Source organism: Allobosea sp. R86505, assembly GCF_042466375.1.
In the GTDB taxonomy this organism is placed as follows: Bacteria; Pseudomonadota; Alphaproteobacteria; order Rhizobiales; family Beijerinckiaceae; genus Allobosea.
Map to the genome: position 1 here is coordinate 749,702 of NZ_JAXHPY010000001.1, position 17,799 is coordinate 767,500.

Sequence of the window (17,799 nt, forward strand, 5' to 3'; positions counted from 1 at the left end):
AGTCGATTCTCAGCGGTGGACGCCGAGCTGCGCGGTCACGCCGCCGTCGATCGGGATGACGGTGCCGGTGACGTAGGCGGCGGGTTCGCTCATCAGGAAGGCGGCGAGGCCGCCGACCTCGTCGGGCCTGGCGAAGCGGCCGGCCGGAATCTGCGCCTGCATCTTGTCGCGATAGGCGGCATAGGGCGCCATCATGTCGGTGTCGACGAAGCCGGGCGCGATGACGTTGACGGTGACGCCGCGCTTGCCGGTCTCGACCGCGAGCGTCTTCGCATAGGAGATCAGCGCGCCCTTGGAGGCGGCGTAGGCTGCGTTGCCGGGATTGCCGCGCAAAGCCGCGACCGAGCCGATGGCGACGATCCGCCCCGCGCGGGCGCGGATCATGGCGCGCATCAGGCTCTTGGCGAGGCGGGTGAAGGCCCAGAAATTGACCTGCATGGCCGCTTCCGCCTTGTCCTGCGCCATCATCGCGGCCAGCGAGTCATAGGGCTGGCCGGCATTGTGGACGAGGCCGAAATAGCTCTCGCCCTCGCGCTCCTCGCAGAAGGCGTCGAGCGCCGCCTTGTCGGAGAGATCGAGCGACAAGGCCTGGACGGCGCGGCCGGGATGCGCGGCAGTGATCTCGGCGGCGAGCGCCTGCGCCTGCTCGGCCGAGGCGCGATAGGTGAAGTCGACATCGTGGCCGGCCGCGGCGAGCGCCCGGACGATGGCCGCGCCGACGCCCTTGGCGCCGCCGGTGACGAGAACTCTTGTCATGAGCGGCTGGGCTCCGCGGTCAGGACGAGGCTGGTGTTCTGCCCGCCGAAGCCAAAGGAGTTCGACAGCACCGTCCGCACGCGCGCGTCGCGGGCGACGTTGGGCACCACATCGAGCGCGATCGCGGGATCGGGCGTGACGTAGTTGATCGTCGGCGGGATGCGACCATGCGCGATGGTGAGGAAGGAGATCACCGCCTCGACCGCGCCGGCTGCCGTCAGCGTGTGGCCGATCATCGACTTGTTGGAGGACATCGGCAGGCGCGCCATGCGCTCGCCGAAGACGGCGGCGCAGCTCATCGCCTCCATCTTGTCGTTCTCCGGCGTCGAGGTGCCGTGGGCGTTGATGTAGTCGACATCGTCGGGGCTCAGGCCGGCATCGGCCAGCGCATCCTGCATGGCGAGGATGGCGGGCTTGCCGTCCGGGCTGGAGCGGGTGCGGTGGAAGCCGTCGCCGCGCTCGCCGCAGCCGGCGACGATGCCGAGGATGGTCGCCCCGCGTGCCAAAGCGTGGTCGTAATCCTCCAGCACCAGCGCGCCCGCGCCCTCGCCCATGACGAAGCCGTCGCGGTTCTTGGAGAAGGGCTTGGCGGCGGCTTCCGGCGGGTCGTTCTGGGTCGAGAGCGCCGAGAGCAGCGAGAAGCGGATCAGCGCTTCGGCATGGATCGAGCCGTCGGTGCCGATGCAGAGCGCAGCCGGCGTATCGCCACGCCGGATCGCCTCGACGCCCATCTGGATCGCGGTGGCGCCAGACGAGCAGGCGGTCGAGAGCGAGATCGGCGAGCCCTTGGTGCCGAAGGCGTCGGCGACATGGTCGGCGACGGTGCCGAACAGGAACATCTCGTGCATCGCCTTGAAGCGTTGCGAGGCGGCGGCGCTGAGCAGGCCGCGATAGTCGACCTCGCCCTCCAGCGTCGCGGCGAGTTCCTGCTTCTGCGGCCACTCCATCTCGACGGGGGGGACCGCCATGAAGAGCTCGCCGGGGAAGTCGCCCGCCCGGCCGATGCCGCTCTGGCCGACAGCCTCCTCGGCGGCCAGCATGGCGAGCCTTTCGGAGAGCTGCGGGGCGGAGAATGGGCCGTCGAAGAGGAAATCGACGGTTCCGCCGATCGTTGTGCGCAGCCCCTGCGTCGGGAAGCGCTCGATGGCATGGATGCCCGAGCGGCCGGCGGTGAGTGCCTCCCAGTTCGCGTCCTTGCCTTGGCCGAGCGAGGTGACGATGCCGAGGCCGGTGACGGCGACGACGGGCCTGCCTCTGGAATCGCGGTGGCCGGCGGCGGGAGTCGGGTTGGAGGGGGTCGTCTCGCTCATCGCACGTTCCTCACGGGGCCACCAGACGGGCGGCGCCCTCACCGCGCCAGTGGCCGGCGCCGGTGACGATGGCCTCGCGCGCCTGGCCCTTCGAGAGGGCGGCGGCGGCGAGCGCGACCGAAACCGGGAATGCGGCCTCGACCGCGTGGCCGAGCAGATCGCCGGCCGCGACGCGGCGCACCTGCGGCAGGGTCGCCAGCGCGGCCGCCTCCTCGGCGGTGACGCCAGCGACGCCGGTGGCGGCCGAGACGGCGAGGGCACCGGGGGCGACCGGGCCGAGATCGGCGAGCAGGCCGCGCAGCGCCGCCTCGACCGCGCCGGGCTGGCGCTTCGAACGGGTCGCGACGACGGCGTCGAGCCGGGCGAGGACGGTGGCGCTGCGGGCGGCGGCGCGTTCCGCCGATTCCAGCACGAGGAAGGCCGAGGCGCTGCCCGTGATCAGGCCCGGCGCAGACTCGCGCTCGAAGACGGGAGCGAAATCGCCCTGGCGCAGATAGCCGCCGAGCTCGAACAGCAGCAGCATGTCCTGCCGCTCGGCATTGTAGGAGCCGCCGACGAGCATGACCTCAGCCTGCCCCGCGGCGATGCGGGCATGGGCGGTGCGGACCGCGTCGACCCCGGCCTGCTCCTCGCCCATGAAGGTGCGCGAGGCGCCGGTGATGCCGTGGACGATGCCGATATTGCCGGCGAGCAGGTTCGAGAGCTGCGCGAGGAACAGGGTCGGGCGGAGATCGCCCATCAGCCGCTCGTTGAGGAAGGCGCCGGGCGCGTTGGCGCCGCGCAGGCCGGTGAGGATGGCGCCATCGACAGCATGGTCGCGCTCGCCGCCGCCGGCGGCGACGATGACCTGAAGCGCAGCCTTGGCCTCGGCGTCGTCCTTCAGCCCGGCCCCGTCGAGCGCGAGCCCGGCGGCATAGACGCCGAGCCGCTGCCAGGGCTCCATCTGGCGCTGGTCGGACTTCTTCGGGATCTGCCGGTTGAGTTCGAGGGCCTTCAGCGGATGGACCGGATAGGGCGCGAAGCTCGTCGCGTCGACGACGGGAGCCCGCGTCGTCGCCAGTGCGTCGGCATGGGCTTCGATGCCCTCGCCCAGGCTGGAGGCGAGGCCGATGCCGGTGATGACGACGTCGTGCTTCATGATCGGGCCTGTTCCGGAACGAGGCCGATGGCGGCCAGGCGCGCCTCCATCAGGCTGCGCATGTCGGCGGGGAAGGGCATCAGGCGGAAGCGCAGTTCGGCATCGCAGATCGGCTTGCCTTCGATGACGATGCGCGCCTTTGTCGCGGCATAGCCCGAGCCCTCGATGACGAGTTCTGCGGCGATGTCGAGCACGGCATCCGGCTCGACGAAGGTGCGGAAGCGGGCCTTGTCGACCGTCATCAGGAAGGGCATCTGCGTCAGCCCGTTGAGGGCGAGCAGCAGATAGCCCGATGCCTGTGCCATCGTCTCGGTCAGGAGCACGCCGGGCACCAGCGGGTGGCCGGGGAAATGGCCCTCGAAGACCGGGCTGGCATCGGCTGCGGGCACGGTGGAGCGGGTTGCGATCCGCTTCTCGCCGGGCTCGAAGGTAACGACCCGGTCGATCATGTCGAAGTATTCGAGGCGCATGCGCTTCCGATCGTCGGTCTCGGGGCGTCGAAGCCGGCCTCGACGCGGCTCTGCTCTAGACGCTGAGCCGGCAGGGCTCAAGCCGCCCCCTCGACAAAGCAGGACGGCCCCCATTCCGAGGCGCCGCGGACATCGCGTCCGCGCCCCGGGATGAGGGCCGTGATCATGATGATGACGGACCTCAGGCCGCCTTGGCGGCGACGAGGTCGTCGATGCGCTTGCAGAGGTTCTCGAGCACGAAATACTGCTCGGCGGGCGCCTTGCCCTCGTTGACTTCCTGCGTCCACTGCTCGAGCGGCAACTTGATGCCGAAGGCCTTGTCGATCGCGAAGGCGATGTCGAGGAAGGCCAGCGAGTCGATACCGAGATCGTCGATGGCATGGCTTTCCGGCGTGATCTTCTCGCGCGGAATGTCGCAGGTCTCCGAAATGATTCCGGCGACCGTCTCGAATGTGGCGGACATGCGGGTGCTCCCGTCGTGATGATGGAGGCGGACGACATCCGGGCGCGGACGATCGTCCTGCGCCTGCCCCAAGCCCCCCGCCAAAGGATGACTGTGACGCCCCCTTACACCGGGGGACGGGAGAGGACAACCTTGCCGGCCGCCAAGCATCGATGGCCGGGCGAGCCCGGCCATCTCTGGAAACAAAAATCCAGTTTCGCCAAGGGTTCGGGCTCCCGAGTGGGAACCCGATGCCTTTCGTCAGGCGGCGAGGCCGCGCAGCACGTAGTGCAGGATGCCGGCGTTCTTGAAGTAGTCGATCTCGTCCAGCGTATCGATGCGGCAGAGGATCGGCACCTTCTTGACCGAGCCGTCGGCATAGGTGATCTCGGCCTCGAGCATCTGGCGCGGCTTGACCGTGGCCAGACCCTTGATCGAGACGATTTCGTCGCCCTTCAGGTTGAGCGAGGCCCAGCTCGTGCCCTCCTGCAGGGTGAAGGGGACGACGCCCATGCCGACGAGGTTCGAGCGGTGGATGCGCTCGAAGCTCTGCGCGATCACGGCCTTGACGCCGAGCAGGTTGGTGCCCTTGGCCGCCCAGTCGCGCGAGGAGCCGTTGCCGTATTCGACGCCGGCGAAGACGACCAGCGGCACCTTCTCCTGCTGATAGCGCATCGCCGCGTCGTAGATCGGCAGCTCTTCCTTGCTCGGATAGTGGATGGTGTAGCCACCCTCGCGCCCGTTGGGGCCCATCATGTGGTTGCGGATGCGGATATTGGCGAAGGTGCCGCGCATCATCACCTCGTGATTGCCGCGGCGCGTGCCGTACTGGTTGAAGTCGGCCACCGCGACGCCATGCTCGGTGAGATAGGCGCCGGCGGGCGAGGCGGCCTTGATCGAGCCGGCCGGTGAAATGTGGTCGGTGGTGATCTTGTCGCCGAAGAGGCCGAGGATGCGAGCGCCCTTGATATCGGTGACCGGCGTCGGCGTCTTGCTGATCCCCTGGAAGTAGGGCGGGTTCTGGACGTAGGTCGAGGCGTCCTCCCAGGCATAGGTCTGGCTTTCCGGGGTCTTCACCGCCTGCCAATGCGCGTCGCCCTTGAAGACGTCGGCATATTTCGCCTCGAAGATGGCGCGCGTGACGTTCTTGGCGATGAAGTCCTGGATCTCCTTGTTGGAGGGCCAGATGTCCTTCAGGAAGACCGGCTTGCCGTCGGAGCCGGTGCCGAGCGGCTCGGTCGTCAGGTCCATCTGGACGGAACCCGCCAGCGCATAGGCGACGACCAGCGGCGGCGAGGCGAGGTAGTTCGCCTGCACGTCGGGCGAAACGCGGCCCTCGAAGTTGCGGTTACCGGAGATCACGGCGCCCGCGATCAGGCCCTGTTCGTTGATCGCCTTCGAGATCGGCGCCGGCAGCGGGCCGGAATTGCCGATGCAGGTGGTGCAGCCGAAGCCGACCAGGTTGAAGCCGAGCTTGTCGAGATCGGCCTGCAGGCCGGCCTTGGCGAGGTATTCGGCGACGACCTGCGAGCCAGGCGCCAGCGAGGTCTTGACCCAGGGCTTGACGGTGAGGCCCTTGGCGACGGCATTGCGGGCGAGCAGGCCCGCCGCCATCAGCACGGAGGGGTTCGAGGTGTTGGTGCAGGAGGTGATGGCGGCGATGACGACGTCGCCATGGCCGAGATCGAAGTCCTTGCCCTCGACCGGGACGCGGCGGGCAATCTCGCCGCCCTTCTTGTATTCGGTGTCCATCGCCGCCTTGAAGCCCTTGGCGACGCCGTTCAGATCGATGCGGCCTTCGGGGCGCTTGGGGCCCGCCATCGAGGGCTGGACGGTTGAGAGATCGAGCTCCAGCGTGTCGGTGAAGACCGGATCGGCCGTCTCGATCGTCGCGAACAGGCCTTGAGCCTTGCTGTAGGCCTCGACCAGCGCGATCCGGTCGGTCTTGCGGCCGGTCGTGGTGAGGTATTCCAGCGTCTCGGCATCGACCGGGAAGAAGCCGCAGGTGGCGCCGTATTCCGGGCCCATATTGGCGATGGTGGCGCGGTCGGCGAGCGTCAGGTTGTAGAGGCCGGGGCCGAAGAACTCGACGAACTTGCCGACGACGCCCTTCTTGCGCAGCATCTGCGTGACGGTCAGCACGAGGTCGGTGGCGGTGATGCCTTCCTTGAGCGAGCCGGTCAGCTTGAAGCCGATCACCTCGGGCAGCAGCATCGACTGCGGCTGGCCGAGCATCGCGGCCTCGGCCTCGATGCCGCCGACGCCCCAGCCCAGCACGGCCAGGCCATTGACCATGGTGGTGTGCGAATCAGTGCCGACGACGGTGTCGGGATAGGCGACCTCGACCTCGGCGCCGTCGATCGTCTCCTTGCGGGTCCAGACCGTCTGGGCGAGGTATTCGAGATTGACCTGGTGGCAGATGCCGGTGCCGGGCGGAACGACGCGGAAATTGTCGAAGGCCCCCTGGCCCCATTTCAGGAAGCGGTAGCGCTCGCCGTTGCGCTCGTATTCGAGCTCGACGTTCTGGGACAGCGCCTTGGGCGTGCCGAACTCGTCGACGATCACCGAATGGTCGATGACCAGATCAACCGGCACGAGCGGGTTGATCTTGGCCGGGTCGCCGCCGAGCGCCACGACGCCGTCACGCATGGCGGCGAGGTCGACCACGGCGGGGACGCCGGTGAAGTCCTGCATCAGCACGCGGGCGGGACGGAAGCCGATCTCCTTGCCGGCGGTGCCCCTGTCGGACAGCCAGGCGACGAAGCCCTCGATGTCGGCCTTGAAGACCGAGCGGCCATCCTCGAAGCGCAGCAGGTTCTCCAGCAGCACCTTCATCGAGAAGGGCAGCTTCGAGATCCCCGGCAGGCCGTTCTGTTCGGCCAGCGGCAGGGAGTAGTAGACATAGGTCTTGTCGCCGACGGTGAGCGTCTGGCGGCATTTGAAGGAGTTGAGCGAAGCCATGCGGGCTGATCCTGATCAAGGGGTTGCGGTCGCGAACCGGCGGACACCCTTGCGGGATCGCCAGATCGAAGGCCTATTGCGCAGGTCGCGCGCGCCGCCCCGGGAGTGCCCGAGCCCCGCGCCGGATCGGCGTGCGGCGTAGCCACGGGCTCTATAGAGCAATTCCAAGAAGCCCGCTACATGAACGAAGCGCGTTCTTGCGCAATCCTGACGCTCCGGAAGATGCTCCTGTCTTGACGCGCCCGCCCTATCCCACCCTCGTCCTCGACGTCGACCGGCTGGCCTGCCGCCGCGGCGGCCGCCTGATCTTTTCCGATCTCGGCTTCCGGCTCGGCAATGGCGAGGCGATCGCGCTGACGGGGCGCAACGGGGCCGGCAAGTCGAGCCTGCTCGCCATGCTGTGCGGGCGGCTGCGGCCGGATGCGGGCACGATCAAGATCGAGGGATTCGAGGAGGTCGCGCCGGTCGAGGTCAGCCATGTCGTCGGTCATCGCGACGGGCTCAAGACGGCGCTGACGGCGCAGGAGAACCTGGTCTTCGCGCAGGCGCTGCTGGGGGAGGCGTCTCTCTCGCCGGTGGAGGCGCTGGCCGCGGTCGGCCTGCCCCATGTCGCGGCGCTGCCGGTCGGCTATCTCTCGGCCGGCCAGCGCCGCCGCGTCGCGCTCGCCCGGCTCCTCGTCGCGAGGCGGCCGATCTGGCTTCTGGACGAGCCGATGTCGGCGCTCGATGCCGCGGCTCAGGCCATGCTGAGCGGCCTGATGCGGGACCATCTGGCGCAGGGCGGGGCGATCCTGGCCGCGACGCATGGTCCGCTCGGGCTCGACGGTGTGCGCGATGTGAGGATCGGGCCATGACTACCTCCACCCGTCATTGCGAGCGTAGCGAAGCAATCCGGGAAGACGCCGCGCTCCATGGCTCCTGGATTGCTTCGTCGCTGTCGCTCCTCGCAATGACGGGAGGGAGGCCATGACGTCCGCCTTCCTCGCCATCCTGAAGCGTGACCTGGCCCTGGCCTCCCGGGCCGGCGGCGGCGGCGAGCTCGCGCTGGTCTTCTTCCTGACGATCGTCGTGCTCGTGCCCTTCGCGCTCGGGCCGGATCTCAACCTGCTTTCGCGGATCGGCCCCGCCATCCTGTGGCTGGGTGCGCTCTTGTCGATGCTGATCGGGCTCGATCGGCTGTTCCAGGGCGACGAAGAGGATGGCTCGCTCGACCTGATCCGGGCGTCCGTGCTGCCGCTGGAACTCGCCGTGCTGGCCAAGGGGCTGGCGCATTGGCTGACGACGGGACTGCCGCTGGCGCTGGCCGCGCCGCTGCTGGGCCTGCTGGTGGCGCTGCCGGGCGGGGCGATGCTGCCGGTCGCGGCGACGCTGCTCGTCGGCACGCCGGCGCTCAGCTTCATCGGGGCGGGCGCGGCGGCGCTGACGGCGAGCCTGCGGCGCGGCGGGCTGATCCTGCCCGTGCTGGTGGCGCCCCTGACGGTGCCGGTGCTGATCTTCGGGGTCTCGGCGTCGAACGCGGCGCTGGGTGGGACGATTCCGTTCGCGACGCCGTTCCTGATCCTGTGCGCGCTGTCGCTGGCGGCGATCGTGGTCGGGACGCTGGCTGCAGCGGCAGCGCTGCGGCAGTCGCAGTAGCCCGTCAGCAAGCCGTGTTGCGACCGCTGTCGGCGCGCTGGCCACCGAGCTGGACGGCGCAGCCATACCGGCTGGCGAGGCGCGCGACACTGGCGGCGAGGGTGCCGATCTCGAGATCCGGCCAGCCATGGCGGCCCATAATCTCTTTCGCCGTCGCATCGACATCGAGCACGCGCGACTGGCCTGCCTTGGCACGAACCGCCGTCTCGACCTCGCGCAGGATGTCCTCCGGCAGGTGCCGCGTCATGACCAGTCCTTTCCGACGTTGGCCGAGCCTAACAACCGGATCAGAACCGGACAACCGTGCGTCGACGATATATCAATTGCCTCAGTCCCTTAGCCGTCGCATGAAGAGTGATCGGCACGGCCGCCGGTTTTTTGAGCCGATCCCGGGTTGGACGCCGGGGGGCGTCATCGGGACAGGGCGAGCCCGTCCGACAGGCGCCGACGGCCGGATGTCGGAAGAGCCGGACGTCCCGATGTCGCATGGCCGGCAAGCGGATTGCTGCGGCTGGCGCGCCTTGATAAGGCTGCGTCGGCCGCTTTGGGGGCAGGCTCCGAGCATGATGCGATGACATGGCAGGCCTGATCGATCTCGCAAATCCGACGCGCTTCATGCGCCTCTCCGCCGTGCTGCTGCCCTGGTCGACGGGCGTGGCGGGGGCGCTGCTGGCGGTGGGCTTCTATCTCGCCTGGTTCGTGGCGCCCGCCGACTATCAGCAGGGCGAGACCATCCGCATCATGTTCGTGCATGTGCCGGCCGCCTGGCTCGCCATGATGCTCTACACGATGATGACGCTCTCGGCGCTGGGGACGCTGGTCTGGCGGCATCCGCTGGCGGATGTCGCGCAGAAGGCCGCGGCGCCGATCGGTGCGGCCTTCGCCCTGATCTGCCTGCTCACCGGCGCCTTCTGGGGCAAGCCGATGTGGGGGACCTACTGGGTCTGGGACGCCCGGCTGACCTCGATGCTGGTGCTGCTCCTGATCTATCTCGGCATCATGGCGCTGTGGCGGACGCTGGACGAACCGTCCCAGGCGGGGCGGGCGGTGGCGATCCTGACGCTGGTGGGCTTCGTCAACGTGCCGATCATCAAGTTCTCGGTCGACTGGTGGAACACGCTGCACCAGCCGGCCTCGGTGCTGCGCCTGGACGGGCCGACGATCCACGCCTCCATGCTCTGGCCGCTGCTGATCCTGGCGGTCGGCTTCACCCTGATGGCGCTGACGCTGCATCTGGTGGCGATGCGCGCCGAGATCATGCGGCGGCGGGTGCGGACGCTGGCGATCCTGGAGGCCGAGCGGCTCGACCGTCTGGCGGCGGGGAGCGCGCCGGCATGAGGGTCGATCGGTCATGAGCGGGCTCGGGCCGCATGCCGGCTTCATCCTGGCGTCCTACGCCGCCGTCGCAGTCGTGCTGGGCGGGCTCGTGACGTCCGTCCTGCTCGATCACAGGGCCCAGAAGCGGGCGCTGGCCGAGCTCGAGCAACGTGGCGCCGGCCGTCGCGCGGAACGGGAATCGCCATGAGCCAGCTCGAGAGCCAAGCCGGGAGCCGACCCGAGGACAAGGTCGAGGGCCAGGCGGAGGGGACGCGCCGCCGCTCGCCGCTGCTGTTCCTGCTGCCGCTGGTCCTGTTCGGCGCGCTGGCGGTCGTCTTCCTCGTCGGACTCTTCGCCGGCGACGCCAGCAAGGTGCCCTCCGCGCTGATCGGGAAGCCGGCGCCGGCCGTGACGCTCACCGCGCTGGAGGGGCTGCAGCGTGACGGGCGCCCGGTCCCCGCCTTCGGCATGGCCGAGCTCGCGGCCGGCCGCGCGACCATCGTCAACGTCTTCGCGAGCTGGTGCGCGCCCTGCCGGGTCGAGCATCCCTTCCTGGTGGCGCTCGCCGATTCGCCGCAGGTCAAGGCGGGGCGCGTCGCCGTGGTCGGCATCAACTACAAGGACGAGGCGGAGAACGCTCGCCGGTTCCTGGGCGCGCTCGGCAATCCCTATTCCGCCGTCGGGGTCGATCGGTCAGGCCGCGCCGCGATCGAATGGGGCGTCTATGGCGTGCCGGAAACCTTCGTGATCGGTGCCGACGGACGGATCCTCGAAAAGCATGTCGGCCCGCTCGACGCCGCGAGCGCCGGCCGGTTGCTGGCGCGGGCGGTGGCGGGCAAGTGAAGCAGGGACGTCATGCTCGGGCTTGGCCCGAGCATGACGTGACGCGAAGTCTCCGGTTCTGCCTTCCGGCCTGAGATTCCCGGGTCTGCGCTCCGCTTCGCCCGGGAATGACGCGGTCAGGCCGCCTTTCTGCCGCCCATCAGGCTTTCGAACAGGCCGCGCCCATCGGTGCCGCCGGTCAGCGAATCGATCAGGTTCTCGGGGTGCGGCATCAGGCCGAGCACGTTGAAGCCGGGCGAATAAATGCCGGCGATGTTGTTGAGCGAGCCATTGGGATTGGCCTGCGCCGTGACCTTGCCCTCCCCGTCGGCATAGCGGAAGGCGACGAGGCCCTCGCCTTCCAGCCGGGCGAGGGTCTCCGGATCGGCGACATAATTGCCCTCGCCATGGGCGACGCAGACGTCGATGACCTGGCCCTGCTCGTAGGCGCTGGTATAGGCGGTGTCCGCCCGTTCGACCTTGAGGTGCTGGCGCCTGCACACGAATTTGAGATCGGCGTTGCGCATCAGGATGCCCGGCAGGAGCCCCGCCTCGCAGGCGATCTGGAAGCCGTTGCAGATGCCCAGCACATAGCCGCCGCGGGCGGCGTGCGCCCGGGTCGCGTCCATGATGTTGGCACGGCCGGCGATGGCGCCGGTGCGCAGATAGTCGCCATAGGAGAAGCCGCCGGGCAGGACGACGATATCGGTGCCGGCCGGGAGGTCGGTGTCGGCGTGCCAGACATGGACCACCTCGGCCCCGGCCTGCTTCAGCGCCTTGGCGACGTCGCCGTCGCGGTTGGAGCCGGGAAAGGTGATGACGGCGGCTTTCATCGGATCACGCCCCGATCTCGACGCGGTAATTCTCGATCACGGTGTTGGCGAGCAGCTTCTCGCAGGCCGTCTTCAGTGCCGCTTCGGCGGCGGCCTTGTCGGAGCCCGCCAGCTCGATGTCGAAGACCTTGCCCTGGCGGACCGAGCCGACGCCGTCGATGCCGAGGGACTTCAGCGCACCCTCGATCGCCTTGCCCTGCGGATCGAGCACGCCGGTCTTGAGGGTGACGGTGACGCGGGCTTTCATGGCGATCTCCAGAGGGCGTTCTGCGGCTGCCTTAACGGCGAATCGAACCGGGCTCAACCGGAATGGCCGGTTTCACGTGAATCAGCGGCTGCGCCATGCGGCCACCGCATCGCGGCGGGCGCTCTCGGCCTCTGCGGAGACGGCGATGGCGAGCACGAGCCGGTCGCCCTCGCGTCCATGCAGGATCGCGGTCGCGGCGCTCTTGGTGCCGGTGTCGGTGGTCCCCGCCTTCCTCGCGCGGATCTCGACGAGGAGGCCGCTCGCGCCCTCGGCCTCGAAGCGGCTGACGCGCGTCGTGCTCTTGGGCCGCGCATCCGCCTTGCCGGTGGCGGACTTCGGCCTGGCCGGCTTTCGCGCGGGATCGGCCGGCGGCTTTGCGAACAGGCGGGCGAGGCGCTCCGGATCGGCCTGCAGGGCCTGCTCCATCTTGTCCGCCTCGCGACCAGAGAAGGCGAGGACGGAGGCGAAGCCCTGCTGCGCGCAAGCCTCGCGCGGGCAGACCACCATGGTGCGCGCCTCGATGCCGTCGTTCAGCACCCAGCCGCCGATCGGGAGCGGCTGCCAGCCCTGCGCGGCGGGCAGCTCGGCGACGCCTGTGCCGAAATCGCCTGCGCAGCCGGATAGCATCAGCGCAGCCGTGAGCGGGCCCATGATGCGAAAACGGGAGCGCAGGCGCTCCCGTCGGATGATCTGGCGCGGCTGCGAGCCGTCATCCATGGCAGCCGTCGACGGGCTTACTGGACGAGCCGGGGGCCGGCCGGACCGGGCTTCTCGTTCTCGCCGAGGATGCCGAGGCGGCGGGCGACTTCGGTGTAGGCCTCGATGAGGCCGCCCATGTCGCGCCGGAAGCGATCCTTGTCGAGCTTGTCCTTGGACTTGATGTCCCAGAGCCGGCAGGAATCGGGGCTGATCTCGTCGGCGACGACGATGCGCATCATCTCGCCCTCCCAGAGCCGGCCGCATTCGATCTTGAAGTCGACGAGGCGGATGCCGGCGCCGAGGAAGAGGCCGGAGAGGAAGTCGTTGACGCGGATCGCCAGCGCCATGATGTCGTCGATTTCCTGGGGCGTCGCCCAGCCGAAGGCGGTGATGTGCTCTTCGGAGACCATCGGGTCGCCCAGCGCATCGTTCTTGTAATAGAACTCGATGATCGAGCGCGGCAGCTGCGTGCCCTCCTCGAGCCCCAGCCGGGTCGCGAGCGATCCCGCGGCAACATTGCGCACGACGACCTCGAGCGGAATGATTTCCACCTCGCGGATGAGCTGCTCGCGCATGTTCAGCCGGCGGATGAAATGCGTGGGAACGCCGATGTCGTTCAGGTGGGAGAAGATGTGCTCGCAGATCCGGTTGTTGAGCACGCCCTTGCCGTCGATGACTTCATGCTTCTTGGCGTTGAAGGCGGTGGCGTCATCCTTGAAGTGCTGGATCAGCGTTCCGGGCTCGGGTCCCTCATAGAGGACCTTCGCCTTGCCTTCGTAGATGCGACGGCGGCGATTCATTGGGATATACCGTGGCTTGAGGAAATCCAAAGGTCGGCCTTTCTCTGGACGCGGGTCGCCCCGCGGCGGGATCTGGGCCCCTGGTCAGCCGGTCCAGCTCGAATCCGGGCTGATTCCGACCAGGTTGGAATCAGCGTAGACCGCGCTGCCGGCCGGCTCAATGTGCGGGCCGCCCAGCAGGGCCGCCCGTGCGCCCGCTATATGGCGCTTCTGCACCGCAAACGCAACAAACCGCTCCGCGCCGCCGCTTTTTCGCGCCGCCCGCTGGCGCTCGCCACGCCGCATCCGCATTCGGACTGGTCTGTTCCCGCGCGACATCCTATATGGCGGCGGCGTGTCTCCCAGAGCCGTTCCAGCCCTGCCCGCAAAGGACTTTACCGCATGACGACCTTCGATCAGCGCAAGGATGCCTTCGAGAACAAGTTCGCCCATGACGAGGAGCTGCGCTTCAAGGCCACCGCTCGGCGCAACAAGCTGCTCGGGCTGTGGGCGGCCGAGAAGCTCGGCAAGGACGGCGCCGACGCCGACGCCTATGCGAAGGCGGTGGTCGTGGCCGATTTCGAGGAAGCCGGTGACGACGACGTGCTGCGCAAGGTCAGCGGCGACTTCGCGGCGGGCGGCGTCTCGGTCGGCGACGACGAGATCCGCCGGGTGATGGGCGAACTGCTGATCCGGGCGGCCGAGGAGATCCAGGCCGGTCGCTGAACGGTCCGCGGGCCCGAGGCGCCCGAGCCCCCGAGCCCGCGCAAACGCAGGGCGTGATTGAAGCGGGCGCATGGGCGCCCGTTTGCATTTGGGGCCCGGGCCGGTCCAACGTGGCGCACCCGCCGGCCGAGCCAAGAGCGGGGCCCGCAACGGATGAAACGCGCCATGGCCACACCCACCGTCCTGTCCTCCCTCGCCGATCGCCTCGCCCGGGGAGACAGCCTCGTTTCCGCCTGGTGCGGGCTTCAGGACCCCGCGATCGCGGGCGTGCTGGCCAAGGAGGGCTTCGACGCCGTCACCCTCGACATGCAGCACGGGCCGATCACGCTGGGCGAGGTCATCCGGGCCGTGCCGCTGATCAACGCCGCCGGCAAGCCGGCCCTGGCGCGCATTCCCGTCGGCGAGTTCCAGAACGTGTCGCGGCTGTTCGATGCCGGCGTGTCGGGCGTCATCGCGCCGATGATCAACACCATGGCGGATGCCCGCGCCTTCGCCGCCTATGCCAAATACCCGCCGATGGGCGAGAGGAGCTGGGGCAGCTATGGCGGGCTCGGCGCCTCGGGGCTGGACCAGAACGGCTATCTGCGCGAGGCCAACCGCTTCTCGCTCACCTTCGCGATGATCGAGACGCGCGAGGCCATGGCGATCCTCGACGACATCCTGGCACTGGAGGGGATCGATGCCGTCTTCGTCGGTCCCTCCGACCTCTCGATCGCGCTTTCGGGCGGCAAGGAGGTCAATCCGCTCTCGGCCGAGGTCGACGAGGCGATCCGCCATATCGTGGCGCGGGCGTCGTCGGTCGGGAAGCCGGTCGCGATCTATGCCCAGTCGGCCGAGCGCGCCAAGGGGTTCCTCGAGATGGGGGCCCGGCTGGTCACGGTGATGAGCGATACGGCCTTCCTGCGCGGCGCGGCGCAGAGCGCGCTCACGGTGCTCGGGCGCTGACCCGGGTTCAGGCGTTGACTCCCTCGCGAGCCTTCAGCACGGCGTAATAGGCCCAGAGCAGCCGCGCGGCGACGCCGCGCCACGGCCGCCACGGCTCGGCCAGCGCCTCGAGCGCGGCGGCAACCGGCCGCGCCGGCAGGCCGAAGGCGACCCGGGCGGCTTCCTGGATCGCCAGATCACCCGGCGCGAAGCCGTCGCGACGGCCGAGGCAGAACAGCAGATAGATGTCGGCCGTCCAGGGGCCGATGCCCGGGACCGCCGTGAGATGACGGTGGACCTCCTCGGCCGTCGCGGCCTCCAGCCGGTCGAAACGCAGCCGGCCCTCGACGACGGCCGCGGCCACCGCACGCATCGCCTTCTGCTTCGGGCGCGACAGGCCTGACAGCCGCATCGCCTCGTCATCGGCCGCGAGGATGCGTTCAGGGGTCAGTGGCGACAGCACCGTCTCGACGCGCGCCCAGACGGCCCGCGCGCTGGCCACCGAGAGCTGCTGCGAGACGATGATGGCGGCCAGTCCGGGAAAGCCGCCTTCCCGGCGCCGCAGCGGCGGGATGCCGGTGCGCGCGATGACGGGCAGCCAGCGGGGGTCGCGCGCGCAGAGCGCCGCCATGCCCTCTTCGAGATCGGCCGTCGTGGTGATGATCGTCATTCTGCCCCGATGCCCGCAACCGCCGACCGGGGCTGTCAGCAGGATGGTCTGACCCCTGCCGCTCGGCCATCGAGCTTGGCGGCCCCGCCCGGTGCTTCTAGACAGAACAGATGCCGCCGTCGCCTCCTGCCTCCAAAATGCCGGTCCTGCGCTTCGCGCCGAGCCCGAACGGGCGGCTGCATCTCGGGCATGCGCTGTCGGCCCTGACGAATGAGCGCCTCGCCCACTTGATGGGCGGGCGCCTGCTGCTGCGCATCGAGGATATCGACCGCGCGCGCTGCACGCCCATTTTCGAACAGGGGGTGCGTGACGATCTGGATTGGCTGGGTGTCCCCTTCGCAGGCGAAGTCCGGCGGCAGTCCGAGCATTTCGGCGATTATCGCGTCGCGCTCGAGGAGCTGCGCCGGCGTCGCCTGGTCTATCCCTGTTTCTGCTCGCGGCAGGAGGTGCGCGCCGCCGCATCCGCCCGGGCCCAGGAGACGGGCGAAGCCTGGCCGGTCGATCCGGATGGTGCGCCGCTCTATCCGGGATGCTGCCGCGGCCTCGATGCGGGGCTGGCGGAGGGCAGGATCGCTTCGGGCGCGCCGCATCTGCTGCGGCTCGACATGGAGCGCGCGCTGGCGGCGGTGGGGGAGGATTTGGCCTATCGCATCTTCGACGCCTTGGGCGGCGTCACGCATGTCGTCGCGCAGCCACGGCGCTGGGGCGATGTCGTGCTGGCGCGCAAGGACGTCCCAACGAGCTATCACCTTTCCGTCGTCGTCGACGATGCGCTGCAGGGCGTGACGCATGTAGTGCGCGGGCGCGATCTCGAGGCCGCCACAGACATTCATGTCCTGCTGCAGCTTCTGCTCGGCCTGCCGACACCGCTCTATCATTTCCACGACCTGCTGGCGGATGCGGAGGGACGCAAGCTCGCCAAGAGCCGAGGCTCCCGCAGCCTGGCCGAACTCAGGGCTGAGGGCGCCACCGCGGCGCAGATCCGGCACGACCTCGGCTTCGGCTGAGCGGCGTCAACCGACGCCCAGCCAGGTCAGCCAGGCGGCCGTGGTGAACAGCGAGATCAGCGTCGAGAGCGTGATCGCGCTGGAGGCGTCGGCGACGCCCTGGCGATAGCGCTCCGCGAAGAGATAGGCATTGATGCCGCAGGGGCAGGCCGCAAACAGCACCGCGACGCCCGACCAGTGCGGCGGCATGTCGAAGACCTTCGTCGCCAGAAGATAGACGATCAGCGGATGCAGGCCGAGCTTGAGCGCGCTCAGCGCCACCGGCAGCCCGAGCCCGGACTCCAGCCCGTAACGGCGCATGCTGATGCCGAGGCTGATCAGCGCGCAGGGCACCGCGGCGCCGGCAATCAGGTCGATCAGCGTCCAGAACGGAGCGGGCAATTGCCCGACGACCGGACGCGCCAGCATGCCCAGGATGATGCCGATGATGATGGGGTGGGTGAAGAGTCGCCGGATCATCATCGCGGGAGAGGCCGCGCGACCTTCCGCCAGCAGCGTCGCGACCGTCATCGTGACGGGCAGGTGGATCGCCAGCAGCAGGCCGAGCGGCACGGCGCCGGCCTCGCCATAGGCCTTCAGGATCATCGGGACGCCGACGAAGACCGTGTTGGACTGGGCGGCTGCGAAGCCGGAGACGACGAGTTCCGGCCCTTTGCGGGCGAAGAGGCGGCTCGCGATCAGCATGGCCAGCGCCCAGACGATGGCGAGGCCGGTGAAATAGGCGATCCAGTAGCCCCAGGGCTGGGTCTGCGGCACGTCGGCGGTGGCCAGGGTGCGGAAGAGCAGGCAGGGCACGGCCAGCACGAAGACGAAGTCGGAGAGGCCCTCGCCCGTCGTCTCGCGCAGGAGCTTTGTCCAGCGCGCCAGATAGCCGAGCGCGATCAGGCCGAAGACGGGCAGGACGACGAGCAGGGCGGCGAGCATGGTGCGGCACCGGCGCAGGAGGAGGACCGCCTCAGCGCGTGTCTGCTCAGCCGTCGCAAGTCAAGCGCTGCAGGCAGATCGAGTCGCGGCGACGCCGCCCGTCATGCGTTCAGCGCAGTTGCGCGACGGCTCCGCCGGC

At 69.2% G+C, this 17,799-nt stretch carries 23 protein-coding genes (1 of these 23 running past the window's edge); 8 read left to right on the forward strand and 15 right to left on the reverse strand.

Annotated elements, in window-relative coordinates:
- Positions 1-9 precede the first annotated feature (9 nt).
- The 6 genes from SJY11_RS03575 to acnA all read right to left on the reverse strand — a co-directional run bounded on the left by SJY11_RS03575 (position 10) and on the right by acnA (position 7,077).
- Positions 10-756, reverse strand: a complete 747-nt coding sequence (locus SJY11_RS03575) for an SDR family oxidoreductase (RefSeq protein ID WP_376985071.1) — start codon at positions 754-756, stop codon at positions 10-12.
- A complete protein-coding gene (locus SJY11_RS03580; RefSeq protein WP_376985072.1) occupies positions 753-2,066 on the reverse strand; it encodes a beta-ketoacyl-ACP synthase in 1,314 nt (437 codons plus the stop codon). The genes SJY11_RS03575 and SJY11_RS03580 overlap by 4 nt, the downstream gene beginning before the upstream one ends.
- 10 nt (positions 2,067-2,076) lie before the next feature.
- Complete coding sequence (locus SJY11_RS03585) at positions 2,077-3,204, reverse strand: beta-ketoacyl-ACP synthase (RefSeq protein WP_376985073.1); 1,128 nt, start codon at positions 3,202-3,204, stop codon at positions 2,077-2,079.
- Positions 3,201-3,674 carry a 3-hydroxyacyl-ACP dehydratase FabZ family protein gene (locus SJY11_RS03590; RefSeq protein ID WP_376985074.1) on the reverse strand — a complete coding sequence of 158 codons (474 nt, stop codon included), beginning with the start codon at positions 3,672-3,674 and terminating at the stop codon, positions 3,201-3,203. The genes SJY11_RS03585 and SJY11_RS03590 overlap by 4 nt, the downstream gene beginning before the upstream one ends.
- Positions 3,675-3,855: 181 nt before the next feature.
- The gene (locus SJY11_RS03595; RefSeq protein WP_054143474.1) at positions 3,856-4,137 is read right to left on the reverse strand and encodes an acyl carrier protein; all 282 of its coding nucleotides are present in this window, start codon (positions 4,135-4,137) and stop codon (positions 3,856-3,858) included.
- 240 nt (positions 4,138-4,377) lie between these two features.
- Positions 4,378-7,077, reverse strand: coding sequence for an aconitate hydratase AcnA (gene acnA, locus SJY11_RS03600; protein WP_376985075.1), 2,700 nt, complete (start codon positions 7,075-7,077; stop codon positions 4,378-4,380).
- Between the two features lie 233 nt (positions 7,078-7,310).
- On the opposite strand from acnA, the gene ccmA reads away from it, so the two are divergent.
- Both ccmA and ccmB read left to right on the forward strand, forming a co-directional pair.
- Positions 7,311-7,931, forward strand: a complete 621-nt coding sequence (gene ccmA / locus SJY11_RS03605; RefSeq protein WP_376985076.1) for a heme ABC exporter ATP-binding protein CcmA — start codon at positions 7,311-7,313, stop codon at positions 7,929-7,931.
- Between the two features lie 112 nt (positions 7,932-8,043).
- On the forward strand, positions 8,044-8,712 hold the full coding sequence (gene ccmB, locus SJY11_RS03610) for a heme exporter protein CcmB (protein ID WP_376985077.1): 669 nt from the start codon (positions 8,044-8,046) through the stop codon (positions 8,710-8,712).
- Positions 8,713-8,716: 4 nt separating this feature from the next.
- Here ccmB and SJY11_RS03615 read toward each other — a convergent pair whose 3' ends face one another.
- A complete protein-coding gene (locus SJY11_RS03615; RefSeq protein ID WP_376985078.1) occupies positions 8,717-8,959 on the reverse strand; it encodes a hypothetical protein in 243 nt (80 codons plus the stop codon).
- A 329-nt stretch (positions 8,960-9,288) separates the two neighbouring features.
- Between SJY11_RS03615 and SJY11_RS03620 the strand changes: the two genes are divergently transcribed.
- The 3 genes from SJY11_RS03620 to SJY11_RS03630 are packed head-to-tail and all read left to right on the forward strand — an operon-like array spanning position 9,289 to position 10,872.
- Positions 9,289-10,050, forward strand: a complete 762-nt coding sequence (locus tag SJY11_RS03620; RefSeq protein WP_376985079.1) for a heme ABC transporter permease — start codon at positions 9,289-9,291, stop codon at positions 10,048-10,050.
- A gap of 13 nt (positions 10,051-10,063) precedes the next feature.
- The gene (ccmD, locus tag SJY11_RS03625) at positions 10,064-10,237 is read left to right on the forward strand and encodes a heme exporter protein CcmD (RefSeq protein ID WP_326910945.1); all 174 of its coding nucleotides are present in this window, start codon (positions 10,064-10,066) and stop codon (positions 10,235-10,237) included.
- Positions 10,234-10,872 (forward strand): DsbE family thiol:disulfide interchange protein, encoded by a 639-nt coding sequence (locus SJY11_RS03630; protein ID WP_376985080.1) that lies wholly within the window; start codon positions 10,234-10,236, stop codon positions 10,870-10,872. Before ccmD ends, SJY11_RS03630 begins: the two co-directional genes overlap by 4 nt.
- A gap of 116 nt (positions 10,873-10,988) precedes the next feature.
- Here the strand turns inward: SJY11_RS03630 and purQ are convergent, their stop codons facing one another.
- From purQ to SJY11_RS03655, 5 genes are all read right to left on the reverse strand, one after another.
- Positions 10,989-11,684: a phosphoribosylformylglycinamidine synthase subunit PurQ gene (purQ, locus tag SJY11_RS03635; RefSeq protein WP_376985081.1), complete on the reverse strand. Its 696-nt coding sequence runs from the start codon at positions 11,682-11,684 to the stop codon at positions 10,989-10,991.
- Between the two features lie 4 nt (positions 11,685-11,688).
- Positions 11,689-11,931 (reverse strand): phosphoribosylformylglycinamidine synthase subunit PurS, encoded by a 243-nt coding sequence (gene purS / locus SJY11_RS03640; protein ID WP_326910939.1) that lies wholly within the window; start codon positions 11,929-11,931, stop codon positions 11,689-11,691.
- A gap of 81 nt (positions 11,932-12,012) precedes the next feature.
- Positions 12,013-12,648, reverse strand: a complete 636-nt coding sequence (locus SJY11_RS03645; RefSeq protein WP_376985082.1) for a hypothetical protein — start codon at positions 12,646-12,648, stop codon at positions 12,013-12,015.
- A gap of 17 nt (positions 12,649-12,665) precedes the next feature.
- Positions 12,666-13,460, reverse strand: a complete 795-nt coding sequence (gene purC / locus SJY11_RS03650) for a phosphoribosylaminoimidazolesuccinocarboxamide synthase (RefSeq protein WP_326910935.1) — start codon at positions 13,458-13,460, stop codon at positions 12,666-12,668.
- Between the two features lie 54 nt (positions 13,461-13,514).
- Positions 13,515-13,721 carry a hypothetical protein gene (locus SJY11_RS03655; RefSeq protein ID WP_376985083.1) on the reverse strand — a complete coding sequence of 69 codons (207 nt, stop codon included), beginning with the start codon at positions 13,719-13,721 and terminating at the stop codon, positions 13,515-13,517.
- A gap of 90 nt (positions 13,722-13,811) precedes the next feature.
- Between SJY11_RS03655 and SJY11_RS03660 the strand changes: the two genes are divergently transcribed.
- Both SJY11_RS03660 and SJY11_RS03665 read left to right on the forward strand, forming a co-directional pair.
- Positions 13,812-14,135, forward strand: a complete 324-nt coding sequence (locus tag SJY11_RS03660) for a DUF1476 domain-containing protein (RefSeq protein WP_326911037.1) — start codon at positions 13,812-13,814, stop codon at positions 14,133-14,135.
- 165 nt (positions 14,136-14,300) lie between these two features.
- On the forward strand, positions 14,301-15,080 hold the full coding sequence (locus SJY11_RS03665) for an HpcH/HpaI aldolase family protein (protein WP_376985084.1): 780 nt from the start codon (positions 14,301-14,303) through the stop codon (positions 15,078-15,080).
- A 7-nt stretch (positions 15,081-15,087) separates the two neighbouring features.
- On the opposite strand, the gene SJY11_RS03670 is transcribed toward SJY11_RS03665, so the two are convergent.
- Positions 15,088-15,729 carry a DNA-3-methyladenine glycosylase family protein gene (locus SJY11_RS03670; protein ID WP_376985085.1) on the reverse strand — a complete coding sequence of 214 codons (642 nt, stop codon included), beginning with the start codon at positions 15,727-15,729 and terminating at the stop codon, positions 15,088-15,090.
- A gap of 110 nt (positions 15,730-15,839) precedes the next feature.
- On the opposite strand from SJY11_RS03670, the gene gluQRS reads away from it, so the two are divergent.
- On the forward strand, positions 15,840-16,736 hold the full coding sequence (gene gluQRS / locus SJY11_RS03675; RefSeq protein ID WP_376985086.1) for a tRNA glutamyl-Q(34) synthetase GluQRS: 897 nt from the start codon (positions 15,840-15,842) through the stop codon (positions 16,734-16,736).
- Between the two features lie 6 nt (positions 16,737-16,742).
- On the opposite strand, the gene SJY11_RS03680 is transcribed toward gluQRS, so the two are convergent.
- Positions 16,743-17,660 carry an AEC family transporter gene (locus SJY11_RS03680; RefSeq protein WP_376985087.1) on the reverse strand — a complete coding sequence of 306 codons (918 nt, stop codon included), beginning with the start codon at positions 17,658-17,660 and terminating at the stop codon, positions 16,743-16,745.
- A gap of 109 nt (positions 17,661-17,769) precedes the next feature.
- Positions 17,770-17,799, reverse strand: the 3' portion of a protein-coding gene (locus SJY11_RS03685) for a M23 family metallopeptidase (protein WP_376985088.1). It continues 1,998 nt past the right edge of the window; the window shows 30 of its 2,028 coding nt (coding positions 1,999-2,028); the start codon falls outside the window, past its right edge; its stop codon occupies positions 17,770-17,772.